Annotated in this window: 18 protein-coding genes; 9 read left to right on the plus strand and 9 right to left on the minus strand. The window is 38.7% G+C overall.

All coding sequences use genetic code 11. From position 1 onward, the window contains the following. The first annotated feature begins 14 nt into the window (after positions 1 to 14). The 5 genes from mreC (at position 15) to IAE20_RS13175 (ending at position 3,763) form a co-directional block, all read left to right on the plus strand. Complete coding sequence (gene mreC / locus IAE20_RS13155; RefSeq protein ID WP_200461274.1) at positions 15 to 872, plus strand: rod shape-determining protein MreC; 858 nt, start codon at positions 15 to 17, stop codon at positions 870 to 872. Further along, the gene (mreD, locus tag IAE20_RS13160) at positions 859 to 1,350 is read left to right on the plus strand and encodes a rod shape-determining protein MreD (protein WP_200461273.1); all 492 of its coding nucleotides are present in this window, start codon (positions 859 to 861) and stop codon (positions 1,348 to 1,350) included. The genes mreC and mreD overlap by 14 nt, the downstream gene beginning before the upstream one ends. Continuing rightward, positions 1,338 to 1,931, plus strand: a complete 594-nt coding sequence (locus IAE20_RS13165) for a Maf-like protein (protein ID WP_200482459.1) — start codon at positions 1,338 to 1,340, stop codon at positions 1,929 to 1,931. The genes mreD and IAE20_RS13165 overlap by 13 nt, the downstream gene beginning before the upstream one ends. 61 nt (positions 1,932 to 1,992) lie before the next feature. Next, on the plus strand, positions 1,993 to 3,447 hold the full coding sequence (gene rng / locus IAE20_RS13170; protein ID WP_200461271.1) for a ribonuclease G: 1,455 nt from the start codon (positions 1,993 to 1,995) through the stop codon (positions 3,445 to 3,447). Positions 3,448 to 3,586: 139 nt separating this feature from the next. Continuing rightward, complete coding sequence (locus IAE20_RS13175) at positions 3,587 to 3,763, plus strand: PA1571 family protein (protein WP_200461270.1); 177 nt, start codon at positions 3,587 to 3,589, stop codon at positions 3,761 to 3,763. Positions 3,764 to 3,802: 39 nt separating this feature from the next. On the opposite strand, the gene IAE20_RS13180 is transcribed toward IAE20_RS13175, so the two are convergent. Continuing rightward, the gene (locus IAE20_RS13180) at positions 3,803 to 5,200 is read right to left on the minus strand and encodes a WS/DGAT/MGAT family O-acyltransferase (RefSeq protein ID WP_200482458.1); all 1,398 of its coding nucleotides are present in this window, start codon (positions 5,198 to 5,200) and stop codon (positions 3,803 to 3,805) included. 305 nt (positions 5,201 to 5,505) lie between these two features. After that, a complete protein-coding gene (locus IAE20_RS13185; protein ID WP_200482457.1) occupies positions 5,506 to 6,126 on the minus strand; it encodes a phosphoadenosine phosphosulfate reductase family protein in 621 nt (206 codons plus the stop codon). Positions 6,127 to 6,286: 160 nt separating this feature from the next. Here IAE20_RS13185 and thrH point away from each other — a divergent pair, with 160 nt between their 5' ends. Beyond that, a complete protein-coding gene (thrH, locus tag IAE20_RS13190; protein ID WP_200482456.1) occupies positions 6,287 to 6,904 on the plus strand; it encodes a bifunctional phosphoserine phosphatase/homoserine phosphotransferase ThrH in 618 nt (205 codons plus the stop codon). A 77-nt stretch (positions 6,905 to 6,981) separates the two neighbouring features. On the opposite strand, the gene IAE20_RS13195 is transcribed toward thrH, so the two are convergent. From IAE20_RS13195 to IAE20_RS13210, 4 genes are all read right to left on the minus strand, one after another. Continuing rightward, positions 6,982 to 8,490 carry an outer membrane protein transport protein gene (locus IAE20_RS13195; RefSeq protein ID WP_200482455.1) on the minus strand — a complete coding sequence of 503 codons (1,509 nt, stop codon included), beginning with the start codon at positions 8,488 to 8,490 and terminating at the stop codon, positions 6,982 to 6,984. A 541-nt stretch (positions 8,491 to 9,031) separates the two neighbouring features. Next, positions 9,032 to 9,478 carry a VOC family protein gene (locus tag IAE20_RS13200; protein WP_200482454.1) on the minus strand — a complete coding sequence of 149 codons (447 nt, stop codon included), beginning with the start codon at positions 9,476 to 9,478 and terminating at the stop codon, positions 9,032 to 9,034. Positions 9,479 to 9,605: 127 nt separating this feature from the next. Next, positions 9,606 to 10,781 (minus strand): thiolase family protein, encoded by a 1,176-nt coding sequence (locus IAE20_RS13205; protein ID WP_200482453.1) that lies wholly within the window; start codon positions 10,779 to 10,781, stop codon positions 9,606 to 9,608. A gap of 109 nt (positions 10,782 to 10,890) precedes the next feature. After that, a complete protein-coding gene (locus IAE20_RS13210) occupies positions 10,891 to 11,403 on the minus strand; it encodes a GspH/FimT family pseudopilin (RefSeq protein ID WP_200461263.1) in 513 nt (170 codons plus the stop codon). Between the two features lie 384 nt (positions 11,404 to 11,787). Between IAE20_RS13210 and omp38 the strand changes: the two genes are divergently transcribed. Beyond that, complete coding sequence (omp38, locus tag IAE20_RS13215; RefSeq protein ID WP_104794942.1) at positions 11,788 to 12,819, plus strand: outer membrane protein Omp38; 1,032 nt, start codon at positions 11,788 to 11,790, stop codon at positions 12,817 to 12,819. A gap of 58 nt (positions 12,820 to 12,877) precedes the next feature. Here omp38 and dapE read toward each other — a convergent pair whose 3' ends face one another. The 3 genes from dapE to IAE20_RS13230 all read right to left on the minus strand — a co-directional run bounded on the left by dapE (position 12,878) and on the right by IAE20_RS13230 (position 15,257). Beyond that, positions 12,878 to 14,011 (minus strand): succinyl-diaminopimelate desuccinylase, encoded by a 1,134-nt coding sequence (dapE, locus tag IAE20_RS13220; protein ID WP_200482452.1) that lies wholly within the window; start codon positions 14,009 to 14,011, stop codon positions 12,878 to 12,880. A gap of 119 nt (positions 14,012 to 14,130) precedes the next feature. Then, positions 14,131 to 14,274 (minus strand): entericidin A/B family lipoprotein, encoded by a 144-nt coding sequence (locus IAE20_RS13225; protein ID WP_200461260.1) that lies wholly within the window; start codon positions 14,272 to 14,274, stop codon positions 14,131 to 14,133. A gap of 128 nt (positions 14,275 to 14,402) precedes the next feature. After that, positions 14,403 to 15,257 carry a DUF1853 family protein gene (locus tag IAE20_RS13230; protein ID WP_200482451.1) on the minus strand — a complete coding sequence of 285 codons (855 nt, stop codon included), beginning with the start codon at positions 15,255 to 15,257 and terminating at the stop codon, positions 14,403 to 14,405. A gap of 92 nt (positions 15,258 to 15,349) precedes the next feature. Between IAE20_RS13230 and IAE20_RS13235 the strand changes: the two genes are divergently transcribed. Both IAE20_RS13235 and elsL read left to right on the plus strand, forming a co-directional pair. After that, on the plus strand, positions 15,350 to 15,709 hold the full coding sequence (locus IAE20_RS13235; RefSeq protein ID WP_200482450.1) for a YbaN family protein: 360 nt from the start codon (positions 15,350 to 15,352) through the stop codon (positions 15,707 to 15,709). Positions 15,710 to 15,786: 77 nt separating this feature from the next. Then, positions 15,787 to 16,314: a cell wall-recycling L,D-carboxypeptidase ElsL gene (gene elsL / locus IAE20_RS13240; RefSeq protein ID WP_200482449.1), complete on the plus strand. Its 528-nt coding sequence runs from the start codon at positions 15,787 to 15,789 to the stop codon at positions 16,312 to 16,314. Positions 16,315 to 16,588 lie beyond the last annotated feature (274 nt).

Genomic DNA, 16,588 nt, shown 5'->3' on the forward strand with positions numbered 1-16,588 from the left:
TTAAGGACGAGGCGGTGCAACCGAATCTTTTTTCAAGACAACCGCCATCTTTTCGCTCGTTTGTTATCGCGGTCATTACATGTCTGGTGGTGCTGTTTATTAACTGGCGCATACCTCATGTAATCAAGCCGGCGAGGGATGTCATCTATGCAGCATATAATCCCATATATGCGCTAGCCAGTTATCCTGTATTGTCGCGAGAATGGCTCAATCAACAAACCAAGTCTGAAACACAGTTACGTCGTGAAAATACTGCGATGCAAGCTGAATTGCTTCAGGCTCAGGTACGTCTACAGAAATTATCTGAACTTTCTGCGGAAAATACCCGTTTACGTGGTCTTTTGGATACGCCATTGATTATTGATGGACGTATGGAAATTGCTGAAGTCATTGGAACGGATGCAGACCCATTACGTCATATCATTATTATTAACCGTGGTGCGACCAATCAGATTAAAGTGGGCCAAACTGTTCTTGATGATAAAGGAATTATGGGACAGATTATTAATGTCTATCCGCATAGTTCACGAGTCATGTTGTTATCTGATAAAGAACATTCGCTTTCTGTGCGTCTGGAACGTACAGGCATGCGTGCGATTGTGTCAGGTACAGGTGATCTTGGACGTTTAAAAATGGAATATGTTCCAACCAGTGCCAATGTGAAAATAGGCGATAAAGTCTATAGTTCTGGATTGGGTGAGCATTTTCCTGCTGGTTATTTGGTCGGAACGGTATCGCAGGTACGTCGACATAATTCGGGCGAATTTTCCGAAATTGATGTGACTCCTGCAGCTCAATTAGCCAGTGGTCATCATGTTGTGGTTTTATTTTCTGAATCATTAGCGATGGAGCAACCCTATGCCGATCGCTAAATTAAAATTTGAAAAGCGTAAAGATCCACTGTTCATTATTATTATTTCAATTGTGATCAGTTCAGTTCTAATGGTCTATCCTTTGTCCTATGACGTTTCAGGCTGGCGACCATTAATTATGTTTCTGGTGATGATGTTCTGGGTCTTATGTCAGCCAACGTGGTGTGGTATCTGGTTCGCATTTGCTATTGGTTTATTTACCGATTTATTAATTGATTCACCCTTAGGCCTCAATGCGCTTAGTTTTGTTTTGATCACTTTTATTGTGCGTTATTTTACCCGTGAGCGACGGATTTTAACGTTTATGAATTTGTGGACGATTATTATTTTGGCGCTGATTGCTCATTTGTTTTTTATGTGGATGGCGCAAATTATGGGAGGGTTCCACTTTTCCATTGCGCGACATTGGCAGCCTTTAGTTACCAGTATTTTATGCTGGCCCATTATCTATTATTGTCTACATAAATGGCGTATTTAATTTTGGCCTCAAGCTCGCCCAGACGACAAGAGCTCCTCCAACAACTGGGTTTGCACTTTGATCTAGTTTGTCCTGATATTGATGAATCACAGCAGGAAAATGAGTCAGTCGCTACATATGTTGAACGTCTGGCGCGAGAAAAAGCCCAAGTGATCCTCAAAAAATTTCCAGATGCAGTTATACTGGCCGCTGATACAAGTTTGGGACTTGATGGTAAGATTATTGGTAAGCCAGAATCCAAAGCACATGCTTTTAAAATTTGGAAAGCGCTGTCAGGCCGTCAGCATGATGTTTTTTCAGGGATTTGTGTAGCAACAGCGACGGATATTTTTAGTGACGTCGTGCAGACTAGAGTTGAATTTCAACATTTAACTCACACAGATATGGATGATTATTGGGCAACAGGGGAGCCTGTTGGTAAAGCTGGGGCATATGCCATACAGGGAATAGCTGCTCAATTTATTCCTCGAATTGAAGGAAGTTATACCAATGTGGTGGGCTTGCCTTTATACGAGACAGTACAGTTATTAAAAAGAGTTAAGGTCATTGGGAGAAAGAGCGGCTTTGAGCAATCTATTTGATTGTACGCTTGATTTCCTTTAACTCTGGAACAAGAATTTTTATAACATTTTGAGTTTTAGTATGTCGGAAGAACTACTTATTAATGTCACGCCTATGGAGTGTCGGGTGGCATTAATCCAAAACGGAACGGTCAATGAGTTATTTGTTGAGCGTACAGTTAAACGTGGCTTGGTGGGCAATATCTATACAGGAAAAGTGGTTCGTGTATTGCCGGGAATGCAGGCAGCTTTTGTTGATATAGGATTATCCCGAACTGCATTTTTACATATCAACGATATGGTTTGGTCACGTTCCCAACCGACTCCAAATGTCTTTGAACTTTTGCATCCTGGACAAATTCTTACGGTTCAAGTGATGAAAGATATGTTGGGGACGAAAGGTGCTCGACTAAGTACAGATCTTTCTATTCCTTCACGTTATTTGGTTCTCATGCCTTATGGTAATCATATCGGGGTCTCGCAGAGAATTGAATCTGAAGAAGAACGTGATCGCTTGCGCAGTATGATTGAACGTATTCAGAAAGAACACCATTTGCCAGGGAGTGTGATTGTTCGCACAGCCGCAGAAGGAATTGATGAAGCTTCGATTACACAAGATATGTGTTATCTGGCAAAGCTGTGGGAGTTTATTCAGCGTAAACAAAAAGGTGGCGTTGTTCCCAACCTTATTTTTGAAGAACTACCTTTGCCACAGCGGGTGATTCGTGATTTGGCCAATGAAGAAACGTCTAAAGTGTATGTCGATTCACGTGAAATTCATGCAAAACTAGTTGAGTTTATTGATGAATTTGTTCCTGATATTAAGAATCGTTTGATTCACTATCCGGGTGAACGTCCCTTATTTGATCTGTACAATGTTGAAGAGGATATTCAAAAGGCCTTACAGACCCGTGTGGCACTAAAATCTGGCGGCTACCTGATGATTGATCAGACTGAGGCCATGACTACGATTGATGTCAACACAGGTTCCTATGTAGGTGGGCGTAGTTTAGAAGACACAGTATTTAAAACTAATATGGAAGCGACACAAGTCATTGCGCGTCAGTTAAGACTTCGTAATCTAGGTGGCATTATCATTATTGATTTTATTGATATGCAGGAAGCTACGCATCGCGAAGAAGTCATGCGCCAGCTAGAAAAAATGCTAGAACGTGATCATGCTAAAACCAAAATTACTCAGGTTTCTGAGCTGGGGTTAGTGGAAATGACTCGTAAACGTACACGTGAGTCGTTAGAACATTTACTTTGTGAGTCGTGCCCGACCTGTCAAGGACGAGGTTATGTGAAGACAGCGGAAACAGTGTGTTACGAGATATTTCGAGAAATTTTAAGATATACCCGGGCTTTTGAATCCAAGAGTGGCTTTACTGTCGTTGCTCATCCAGCGGTGATTGATCGATTATTAACTGCAGAAGCTACGGCTGTCGCAGATTTGGAGCATTTTGTGAATCGTGTCATAAAATTTCAAGTCGAAAATTTATACACGCAAGAGCAATATGACATCATTTTAAGTTGAAATTGTAACAGGATTTCGCTTAATCCTTGTTACAACTGAAATTTTACTTTCGCCTGCGAATTTTAAATACTAGACACATCCAGTAGCCAAAGACAAATTCTCCCTTTTTAGACGTCTTAGCAAGTAGAGGTTCTCTAGCATGAATGTAAGTGAAAGATTACTTGGTCAAGGTTTGAAGCATGTGATGGACAGCAGCCATGTTGTAAACACGTGTTATATGGTGGACGATCAAGGTAAAGAAGTACAAATTACCACCGCGATGATTCGCTCAGTGTGTCATCAATTACTCAAACAATGTCGTACAATTAAAAAATAAGGGGCATATTCAAGCCCCTTTTTTTAGCTTAATAAAAACTTAACTGGCTGCAATTACTTCATTTTCCCGCTTTTGCATACTTTCTTTTTCAGCAATCAATTGTTCAAAACGAAGAATTTCATCTTCTAGATGCGTCAATAAGTTTTGCATGCGTGGTAATGCATTACGACAAGCCGTTAAGCCGACTTCAAGTTTATCTAGATAACTGGTCATCGTAATGTTAAGCGCCTGCCCATCTAACACAATTGACGCAGGGTAGAGTGCATCCAGTTTTGCTCCATTCCAATAAAGCGGCTCACGTGGGCCAGGAACATTGGAAATGACCAGATTAAATGCTTGATGTTTTGGCATCATACCAGAAAGAATATTAAGTCCAGCCGCACCGTATACCACAGCACTATAATTTAAAATCTGATCACTGGTCATGCGTTTAAAGCGTTGTTTAGCATTCTGTACGCTGCGACGAATAATCTCAAGACGTTCTACAGGATCATCTTTGTGTGTCGCCAGATTGGCTAGAATCATGGTGATTCGATTGCTTACGTCAGAGTCGTCACTGCGTAATGACGCTGGTACCATCGCAATTAATGGTTTATTCGGTAAACTTTGATGGCTAATCAGATATTCACGTAAAGCGCCAGAACAAACCGCCAAAACAATATCATTAATCGTGACATCAAGAGATTTGGCAATTTGGCGAAAGCGATCCAGCTCAAACGATTGCGCTGCAAATCGACGCGAAGAACTAACCCGCTGATTTAGTATTGAACTAGGTGCCTGAAAACTCGATACATAATCTGGATTACGCCCAAAGTCTTTCAGCAAGGTTTGAGAAAGTTCTTGTATGACACGCGGTGCCGCTTCAAATTGACCTTTTAAACCTGTCAGGATTTTTTTGACTCGACCTGTTTTAGGTTCTTTCAAACGCTTTGCCCGTTTCCCTTCAACACACCAAGGCGGAACGATACTTTTTTCTGTAGGATCATGCGACAATGATTTCTCAATCAAGCGCATACCTGCTACGCCATCCACCATTGCATGATGGATTTTGAAGTACATAGCAAAACGGTTGCCTTCAATTCCTTCAATGATATTGCATGTCCAGAGCGGCTTTGCCCGATCAATAAGGGTACTATGTTCCTGAGAAATATAGATTAATAACTCACGAATACGTCCCGGATGCGGCAGAGAAACATGACGAAAATGATGATCGAGATCAAACTCTTCATCTTCATCCCAAAACAGACCATTCAGGCGATTGTTAAAGGGTGGAACAGGAATTGACTTGGATTTGCGAATATCATCCACCAGATCCTGCATAAATGTATCTGGAGCATTTTCTGGAATTTCAAATAAAAACAGACCCCCTACGTGCATAGGTTGTTGTCTTTTTTCAAGTGATAAGAAAATGAAGTCAATGGGATGTAATGGGCGCATAGCTTGGATTGCCTCACTGCAATTATATCAATAACCTTTGATGAGCTAAGTTTTTAGAATTATAGAACACGTATCAGGTATAAGTGTATGACTAGTATATAAGCAACAATGTACATAAAGCCAATAAATTGTGAAGAATGGCGGGGTTATAAAAAATTCTAGATATTTTTATAAATTTAAATTTATTGAGCAAATGCTTTATTAGTTTAAAAGAAAGAAATTAATAGGAATGTTAGGTATTAAGTCATTCAAAGACAGTCGCCTAAATGACTGTCTTTACCATATAGATTGATATTTCCAACCGATTAATGACTAAGGTGTAAACCGCATTCACGGTGTTCTTCACCTTTAGTTGGGTCAAAATAGTCTTCATTATCAGGCAGATTATGTTTTTGCATATATTCCCAAAGATCTTTAGATGTCCATTTGAGTAAAGGAGCAACCTTAATCAGTCCATCTGGGTTAATACTGACCGCATCCATTTCTGCACGAACAGCAGTATCTGTTGCACGTAATGCAGTGAACCAGACTTTAGGTGCCGTTTCACGTAGTGCGCGCTCAAAAGGTTCTAACTTTACTTCTGCGGTGAATGCTTCATGTTTAGGATCGTCCAGAGCGGGTACTGATCCCTCCAATGCCTCTCGGTGAGCACGGGAACGTTTTGGTAGATAAGTAAGTAGATTTAGATGAAGTAATTTACTAATTTCATCAACATATTTATAGGTGGTTTCGGTGTTGTAACCATTATCCATCCATACCACCTGAATGTCGGGTTTAACACGCGTAAGCATATGCAAAATCACCGCTTCAAACGGACGAAAATTGGTAGTGACAATTGCTTTTTCATTTAGGCTAAGTGCCCATTCAATCAGCTTTTCGGCATCATCGCCTAATTCTGCATTGATACGATCTAAATCTAAACTCATTCCAGTGTTGCCTTATCAGATGTCAACTCATTTTGCAGATTATTATAATCTATTTCGGAGCGTCAACCTGAATAATCAGTCAATTTGAATCTAAAAGATCATGTTTACAAGAAAATCTACATGCTAAACTAATGCAATTTTTAAATCCGCTGGAGTAAGCATGGAAATCGTTTGTTTAGACTTGGAAGGGGTTTTGGTTCCTGAAATCTGGATTAATTTCGCAAAAAAAACGGGAATCAAAGAGCTTGAAGCCACCACACGCGATATTCCAGATTATGATGTGTTAATGACACAGCGCTTAAATATTTTAAAACAACATGGTTTAGGCTTAAACGATATTCAGGCTGTAATTGCGGAAATGGGACCGTTACCGGGCGCAAAAGAGTTTGTGGAATGGGTACGTACCCATTTCCAATTGATCATTCTTTCAGATACATTTTATGAGTTTGCTCATCCCTTAATGCAACAATTAGGTTGGCCAACAATTTTCTGTCACAAGTTAGAGATAGATGATAACGGTATGATTACTGCTTACAAACTTCGCCAGCCAGATCAAAAACGAGAAGCGGTTAAAGCGTTACATGGCTTGAATTTTCGTGTGATCGCAGCGGGTGATTCTTATAATGACACTACAATGCTGGGTGAAGCAGATCATGGTTTCTTATTTGATGCGCCAGACAATGTCATTGCTGAATTTCCTCAATTCCCAGCCATTCATGGCTATGAGGCATTGAAAGAAGCCATCCGTTCAGTTTCTCAGCGTAATATCCCTGCTTAATCGTTTTGTTTGATAAAGCAAAACTAAAGGTGCTCAAAGCGCCTTTAGTTTTAGGTATTATTTTTTAGGTTTATGATTTAGAAGCGATAACCGATTTTTAAACCATAAGCGATTGCATCATTGTCTTTAAAATCTGCAACATATTCACCGCCACCTGCTTGGGCACCTGTTTGTGCTTTAGCATCGCCCAACCAGAAATATTTTACCCCACCCGCGATGAAATAATTTGGAGCTGGACTGAATTGGACACCTAAGCCCACATTCCAATAACCTTCTGTTGGTCCAAGTGTTGTAACAGGATTACCTGAACCAGAATCCCAACCGACAGAGACATTCCCAGCCCATTGTTCATTTAACTTGCGACCAACACCGACATTTGCAGACCATTGATCATCTGAATATTGTACCAAATTGAAACCATTTGGTCGGTTTACTAATGGTCCAATCGCTTCTGAAATTAGACCAAACTTATAAGGTTGAATTGAGAAGTTTTTCCAGTTCACCCAACGTACATTGGCAAAGGCAACTGTATCAGCCATAATTCCTGTCTGGAAATCAAGATTGACGGATTGAGGAGTTGTAATTTTTGTTTTACCAGAAGCTGCTGCAATCGCCTGAGCCGCCGCCGCCCCATTGCTGCCTAGTAACGCAAGCGCTGGTAGAGTTGGAATATTTTCATTAATATTTACATCATGATCAATTTCAGAACGATAAGTTAATGATGCTTTTAATGCAATTTCTGGGATTTGAAATGCCAAACCTGCTAACCATCCCACACCGCTTGTTTCTTTGATATTTGCGTCATAACCATTGTAAAGACTATAAGCTTGACCACGTAAGCTTACATTTCCTTTAACAGTTTGATAGACAGGTCCACCATAAATATTCCAGTTCTGATTTGGTTGAAAACCCAATACCATAGATAGATTTTGAGTATCAACTTCAACTTTGGTATTGCCTTTACCTAAAGTGCTGTTTACTGCATTAATGCCAGCATCGACTTGATTAGTGATGCCTTGTTTTACACCAGTATCGATTGTATTTTTAACAGTTTCGTTATTGTTATAACCGTTCAAAGTTTGCTGATATATAGCCTGACCTTGTGTAGTTGAAAGATCAATACCTTGTGATTGTAAAGCTAAACCTACCCGCTGCTCTGCAGTTAAAGCATTAAAGGTTGAGTTAATTGTACTATCACGGATTGCATTTAAACGTTCAGCTGGCAAAATTGTATCTGTTGCTGGATTTGATACAAATACGTTATTACCTGAATACTCGGCTTTTGCTCCAAATGGCTGATCGTAAAGTAAGCCGAATGAAAAATTATTAGTGAGTTGAAGTTTTATGGCTGCATTTGGGAAATAATAGTCTTCAGCCATATCGCCTATATTGCGTCTTGTTTCACTAGTACCAGCTTCTTGTCCTGATACATTCGGGTCTAAAAATGAAATGCCAGCTTCAAAATAGTTGCCTGGCTGTAAAAAAGCAGACATTGATTGTCCAGAGCGGTCCATAGCAGCTGCAAAAACCCCTGTTGCAGGTAGTGATGCCAAGATCATAGCGGTTGTTAAATGTTTTAATTTCATTCAAATCTTTCCTTGAACAACAAAATAATTTATTGCTTATTTCCAAGCATTTACATTTTTAATTTTGGAGAAATGAGTTTAATGTATCTGTATTCATCCTTACTCCATGCAACAAAAATAACACAATTAAAATAAGAGTAAATGCTCTATAAGGCTACATAAGTTAAAAAAATAATACTTGCAATAGTTTGATACTATTTTCTTAACAGTATTAAAAAATAAAACAATAATTAAGTTTTTATAAATCAATAGTTTGAAATTATTTTTTAAATATACGATTGTCTTTTTTTACTGAAAAAGTGGACGCTATAGTCAAAGATTTTTATTTTTAATTAAGATCTAAATTTTCATTTGTCTGTTATTTGTCCATTTCTGTGAGGGTGATTTGTTTTTTTGCGTATTTTATTTAAGTTTAATTTAAGATTTTTATTTTTTTGCTATAAGCGAAAATCTTCAGAAATACTTAATAAAAAGAATAGACCACCTAGTCGATATTTTTAAAAGTCCATTTATTAATTTCACCTCTATTAAAAGAAAGGTTTTATTCCATTCCTAATTGACAATTCACCATCCATTTTATACCAAATTGATCAGTAAACGCGCCATACAATGCACCCCAAAAGGTTTTTTGTAGTGGCATTTCGACTAATCCTGCCATCGATAAAAGATTAAATAATCGACGAGTTTCTGTTTCATCATTTTCTAAATTAATTGAAATATAGTGGTTATTTCCTTTATTTAAAATCGCATTTGCTGGACTGCAAAACTGTTCATTGACATCTGAACCCATAAGAACTGTAAATTCATTAATAGTCAAAGAAACATGCAATATCAAGTTTCTTTGGGACTCTGATAAGACCACGCCATCTTGTGCGGGTAGGTCTGCGTATCGAGTCATCATGGCAAATTCGCCACCAAAAACAGATTGGTAAAAATTAAAAGCGGCTTCGGCTTCACCATTAAAGTTGAGGTAATGATTGAGTTGCATAGGGAATTGTCCTGATTATTTTTATTGTTACCTCATTAATGTAATTTAGAGTTAGATAAAAAACAGTCTAATTTTGTATCTACACCACAAAAAATCCCGCCGAAGCGGGATTAAAAATTATGAAGACTTAAAGTAATTCTATGGCAATAGCCGTTGCTTCCCCTCCGCCGATACACAATGCAGCAATCCCTTTTTTCCCACCGGTGCGTTTTAGTGCATGTATTAATGTCAAAATAATACGCGAACCAGTCGAACCTACAGGATGTCCTAAAGCACAGGCACCGCCATTAATATTGACTTTTTCAGCATCAAGTTTGAAATCATCGATGGCACACATTGTCACCATGGCAAATGCTTCATTGATTTCCCAAAGATCGACATCTTGAGCATCCCAACCCGCTTTTTTAAGGACTTTGTCAATTGCGCCAACAGGGGCAATAGTAAATTCAGATGGGTGTTGAGAGTTGGATGCAGTTGCTACAATTTTGGCTAAAGGTTGTAAACCGCGTTGATTAGCAATTTCACTAGAAGTTAGTACCAGTGCTGAAGCACCATCTGAAATTGAACTAGCATTGGCTGCAGTAATTGTTCCATCTTTGGCAAAAGCCGGTTTTAAAGATGGGATTTTATCAATTTTAGCATTTAAAGGTTGTTCATCCTGATCAATTGTAATGTCACCTTTACGTGATGAAACAGTGACAGGAACAATCTCATCCTTAAAATAGCCTTCGGTGATCGCTGTTTGAGCTCGCTTAAGTGAACGAATGGCAAATTCATCCATTTGTTCTCGAGTATAGCTGCGAGTATTGGCCATATCCTGAGCAAAGGAACCCATTAAACGACCTGTTTCAGCATCTTCAAGACCATCAAAAAACATATGATCTTTAATTTCACCATGACCCATACGATATCCTGCCCGAGCTTTAGGCAAAATATAGGGTGCATTTGTCATTGATTCCATACCGCCAGCAACGACAATTCCAGCACTTCCTGCTTTGATCATATCTGTAGCTTGCATAACAGCTTTCATGCCAGAACCACACAGTTTATTAATGGTTACAGCACCAGTAGAATCAGGTAGCCCCGCTTTACGCATGGCTTGACGGGCAGGACCCTGTTTTAGACCCGCGGGTAACACGCATCCCATAATCACTTCTTCAATATCTGCTGGTACTAAGCCAGCACGTTGAACAGCTTCACGTATAGTAACGGCACCCAGTTCAGGTGCTGTCGAAGATGCTAAAACGCCTTGAAAGCCGCCCATTGCTGTACGTGCGCCATTTATAATTACAATATCTGTCACAATCATTTCTCCCAAAATCACTTAATAATTACGTTTTCAAAGCAGTATAGTAAAAAAGTAGATTGATAAAAGTGACCTAAAAGACCACAACCTCGACTGCCCAGTTTTCTTAACAGCTGGTCAGAGATTCATTGCGAGCATGTCCCATTCGACTGAGTGTTAGCTTGAGGTAATGAGGATAATGATGTGAGCAATAACGAAAAGAACCATTTGAAGCCAGAGGAAGACCTGAATTCCCTTCAAAAATAATTCTTTTATTGCCAAATCCCTGCCAAGATAATGTGCCATATTTTAATTGCAAACTTTCTATAGCTAACACCGTTTCATCCAAATCGTAGTTACGGTTTTTATTCTGATCGATAAATAAAATATAACCGTTCGTCCAATTATTATCACATTCATGAAAGGTACTGGTTGCGCATAAAATTATATTCTTTCTATAAAGCAATGATTCATGCTTAGCCTTTTGTATATGGCGTGTGAGCATTTGGGGTACTTTTTTTGCCTCTTGTGATGCCATGTATTGGTGATAAGAGGGGATTGCAAAGGAAGCAATTACAGCAATGATTGTTAATACAACACTTATTTCGATTAACGAAAAACCATCATTTATCTTTTTCATGTTAAAGATACGTCCATCTTGTGTAACTTTTTTTGTTTTTTAACAGTAGATTAAGCAAAAAAGATTGAAAAAAAGTTTGAGTTGAAATATTTATTACTTTAAGCGTTTGAATGCTGCTAAAATAAAGAAAGCGTGAAGATAAGCTATTCACAACAATAAATTGAGTAGAAAGTTACCGAATTACAACGGAAATTGTAAGTAATTTTGTCAATAATTTACTTGATTAAAGTTATCAAGCACTTGGAAATCAGTTTAAGTGTTTGTATGATTCAACGTGAGTAGCTTAAAAATAATACTGGGGTATATAAAAAGTTATCTCAGGGCCATAAAAATTTTAGGCTGAGCTTGAACAACAAACAATTTGTTTATCTCTGGAGGATATCCATGAAATTGAGTCGTATTGCACTTGCTACTATGCTGGTTGCTGCTCCATTCGCTGCTGCAAACGCTGGCGTAACCGTTACTCCTTTATTGTTAGGTTATACTTGGTATGATACTGACCACAACAATGACAAACTTACAGCTGGTCCTGAGTTACAAGACGATTTATTCGTTGGTGCTGGATTAGGTGTTGAGTTAACTCCTTGGTTAGGTTTTGAAGCTGAATACTCTCAAGTAAAAGGTGATCTTGACGGTGTTCCTGGAAATCCTGGTGCAGAATACAAACAACAAAACATTGTTGGTAACTTCTACGCTACTTCTGACCTCATTACTAAAAACTATGACAGCAAAATTAAGCCTTACGTATTGTTAGGTGCTGGTCAAGCTAAATATGAGTTTGACGGTGGCTATGCTGATAAGAAAGATACGATTGGTAATGCGGGTGTTGGTGCTTTCTGGCGTCTAAATGATGCATTGTCTCTTCGTACTGAAGCTCGTGGTACGTATGACTTTGATGAAAAATTCTGGAGCTATACTGCTCTTGCAGGTTTAAACGTAGTTCTTGGTGGTCACTTGAAACCAGCTGCGCCAGTAGTTGAAGTTGCTCCAGTTGAGCCAACTCCAGTTCAACCTCAACCACAAGAGTTGACTGAAGATCTTAACATGGAACTTCGTGTATTCTTTGATACCAACAAATCAAACATCAAAGATCAATACAAACCTGAAATCGCAAAAGTTGCTGAGAAGTTAGTTGAATACCCTAACGCAACTGCTCGTATCGATGGTCACACAGATAACACTGGTCCTCGTAAGTTAAACGAACGTTTATCTTTAGCTCGTGCTAACTCTGTTAAATCAGCTCTTGTAAACGAATACAACATTGATGCTTCTCGTTTATCTACTCAAGGTTTTGCGTGGGATCAACCGATTGCTGACAACAGCACTAAAGAAGGTCGTGCAATGAACCGTCGTGTATTCGCTACAATTACTGGTAGCCGTACTGTAGTCGTTCAACCTGGTCAACAAGCTCAATAATCTGAGTTTTTGATTGAAAAAGAGCAGCTTTAAAGCTGCTCTTTTTATATGTGTTGATTTAGGTAAGAAGCTGTTTCAGCATTTCTTCATAAATTTCTGCCAAAGGTTCTAGATCCGCAACATTTACATGTTCATTAACTTGATGAATTGAGGCATTTAGTACACCTAACTCTAAGACTTGTGCGCCAGTAGGTGCGATAAAACGTCCATCAGACGTACCGCCAGTGGTAGATAACTGAGTTTCTGTTCCGGTAATTTTTTTAATTGCATGTTTTGCTGCATTAACCAATTCGCCGACGGGCGTTAAAAATGGTAAACCTGATAGTGTCCAGACAATGTCATATTCAAGTCCGTGTCGATCTAGAAGGTCTATAACGCGCTGTTTTAAAATTTCTGCGGTGACTTCAGTGGAGTATCTAAAATTGAAGGTCACTTCAAGTGTGCCAGGTACAACATTGGTTGCACCTGTCCCTGAATGGATATTAGAGATTTGGAACGTTGTTGCTGGGAAATATTCATTACCTTCATCCCAAATAGTTTCACACAGCTCATGAATGGCAGCAGCGGCTAAATGAATAGGGTTGCGAGCTAAATGGGGATAGGCTACGTGCCCTTGTTTACCTTGAACCGTTAAAACAGCATTGAGTGAACCGCGACGTCCATTTTTGATAATGTCGCCTAACTGATGTGTGCTTGAAGGTTCACCTACGAGACACCACGTTATTTTCTCATTACGGGCCTCAAGGGTTTCAATTACTTTAACTGTACCATTGATAGAAGGTCCTTCTTCATCTGAGGTAATAAGATAAGCAATTGAGCCTTTATGATCTGGATACTTTTTAACAAAACGTTCAGTGGCAATCACCATCGCTGCTAACGCAGTTTTCATATCTGCTGCACCACGTCCATACAGTATTCCATTACGAATTTCGGGCTGAAATGGATCGGTTTCCCAAGCGTGTAAGCTACCTGTCGGTACGACGTCAGTATGACCTGCAAAACAAAACACAGGTGACTGCGTGCCACGACGCGCCCATAAATTATCAACATCTTCAAAACGCATATGCTCGATTTGAAAACCAGCCTGAGTAAGACGGTCAGCCATAATATTTTGACAATTATGATCGACTGGCGTGACAGAAGGTTGGCGTAGAAGCTCTAAACTGAGGTCTAAGGTATCTGATAAAGTCATAGGGAAGAATTTGGCAGTGAAAAACTGACAGTTATAATAGGCTAAACTGCTGAATCTGGGTACGTATAAATGAAAAAACCTTATCATTCGATAAGGTTTTTAAAATGTAATTAGATGACTTACATTTTGTCTTGAGTTTTTTGCGCTGTATTCGTTACTGCATCTCCAGCTTTAGATACATCTTTTCCCACGCCTTTGAAAGTATTACAACCCGTTAATACAAAAGCAACCATCATTGATGCAACTAAGATTTTTTTCATCATCTATCTCCACTTTAGATTTAATTCTGATGTACTTCAAAGATTAAAAACTAATCATGAAAATAAACATGAGTGTTTGATAGTAAATGTGTTAAAAAGTGTTTCAGAAGAGAATTGTTCTTGTAAATAAGTTATTTATAGGTCATTAAGTGTTGCCGATACATGTAATATTGAGCAAAGTGATGAGGCCCTTTGTATAAGCCATTTGTCCACCATTTTGCTTGTGATGAGGAAGGAACGTGATTAGGGCATAACCATTCATGACGCGTTAAACGATAATAATCTGGCCTTATTTGACTTCCCCATTGCCCTAGTTGTCTTTGTGGTTCAATCCAGTCTAAATTCATAGTAGTTTCTAGGAAGGATTCAGGTAAATAAAGTTGACCTTTTAGTACAGCATAACGTTTTTGGATCACATGATGATCGACTTGTTTAAACTGAAATTGGCGTTGAGTAAAATGATTTAGTTTTTTAGACAAAGTGTCATCACGATTTAGTCCAAACCAAAACGGTAGAGTAAAATCAGCTTCGCCTAAATAATATTTTAAAGCGACTTCCCAGTGTTCAATTTCGTTTGTATTGGTATTTAAAAGAAGAAAATCAAGTTCTCCCAACGTCTTGGCGTGATCTGTTTTTTGGATGCTATGACCTAAAAGTTGGTAAGGATGATACTCATAATCTTGTAGCCAGAACCAGAGTAGATACTCAAAACGCAAACCTAAACGGGTGCTTTTTAGTTGATTAAGAAAATCAAATAATGGTTCTGGATGCTGGTCAAGCCTAAGCAAGCGCTGTTGATAGGCGATAAATTGTGTTTGCCAGAAATGTGGCATGTGTAAATCGAAATTGTAGCTAATGCTTAGTTCATCGGGAATACTTTTTATAATATTCGGACTGGCTAGACAAAACGCCAGTTGACGTACACTGGGTTGTTTGAACTTTAACCATGGTTCAAAATATTCATTCATGAAAAGAGAAATGGGCATAACAACCTAATGCAATAATTTAAATTAGAAATAAGCAAATAACATATAAAACTTTTATACTAGGCGGCGCGTAAGCAATTTTAGGATTCAATATGAAAACGTTGTTTTGGCGAAGCCTTGTAGTGATATTTATCACACTTGGTATTATTGGTGCAATTTTGCCTGGTATGCCAACAACGGTATTCTTAATTTTGGCGGCTTGGGCGGCGTCAAAAGGCTGGCCCCAAATGGATGCATGGTTACTTAATCATCCTAAATATGGGCCAACCTTACGCAATTGGCGTGAACATGGCACAGTCCCTCGTAGAGCTAAATGGATCGCCAGTATCATGATGCTTATCAGTGGCATTATTATGCTATTTACTAATGCACCATTTTGGGTAAAAGTTTTTACTGATAGCATTATGTTTATTGTTGCAGTGTGGTTATGGCTCCGTCCTGAACACCGTTAAAAAAGCAATACTTTTAGCGGCACAAGACCTTGCATAATATATTCCTCCTGTCCGCATATTTAAAATCGAGAAATAAAATGTCTTATACGCTAGAACAGGCAGATATTTTGATTGATTTAGAACAGCAGCTTCTATATCTACCCAAACACAATAAATTATATTTGATTTCTTCAGGTAAAAATGGAATTGGCGAGCAAGAAAACTCAGGTAAGACACCACGCGGTTGGCATCAAATTGCTGAAAAATTTGGTGAAAACCTGCCTGTTAATACCGTTTTTATCGCACGTCAACCTACAGGCGAAATATATTCTCCAGCGTTGTCGCTTGAAAACCCACAACGTGATTGGATTTTATCCCGAATTCTTTGGTTAGATGGGCTTGAACAGGGCTTTAATCAAGGACAGGGGTGTGATAGTAAACAAAGGTATATCTACATTCATGGAACACCTGATAGTGAGCCGATGGGAATCCCTGTTTCACATGGCTGTATTCGCATGCGTAATCAAGATGTCATAGAGATATTTGATTTGATGGAAAGAGGGGCTCTGGTTTATTTATCTGAATCAAAAATTGAGCCATTCATTCCTGTACACAAAGATTCGTAATCTTTTAAAAAAGGATATTGAATCTGTAATCTAATGAGGTGATGATTTCTAAAGATCATAAATAAGCATTTGATGTTTAAATAAAACACAGAATTTTCAGGTTTTTCTATCGAATCACCTATTTTTTAATCATTCACGCCAGATTTTGAGAAAAGAAAGGGAAAAGCGTTTGACACGCTGATTAGATTCTCTATAATGCACCTCACAAACGATGAAGACGTTAAGGGCGCTTAGCTCAGTTGGTAGAGCGTCTGCCTTACAAGCAGAATGTCGG

Source organism: Acinetobacter sp. S54, assembly GCF_016624945.1.
GTDB lineage: Bacteria > Pseudomonadota > Gammaproteobacteria > Pseudomonadales > Moraxellaceae > Acinetobacter.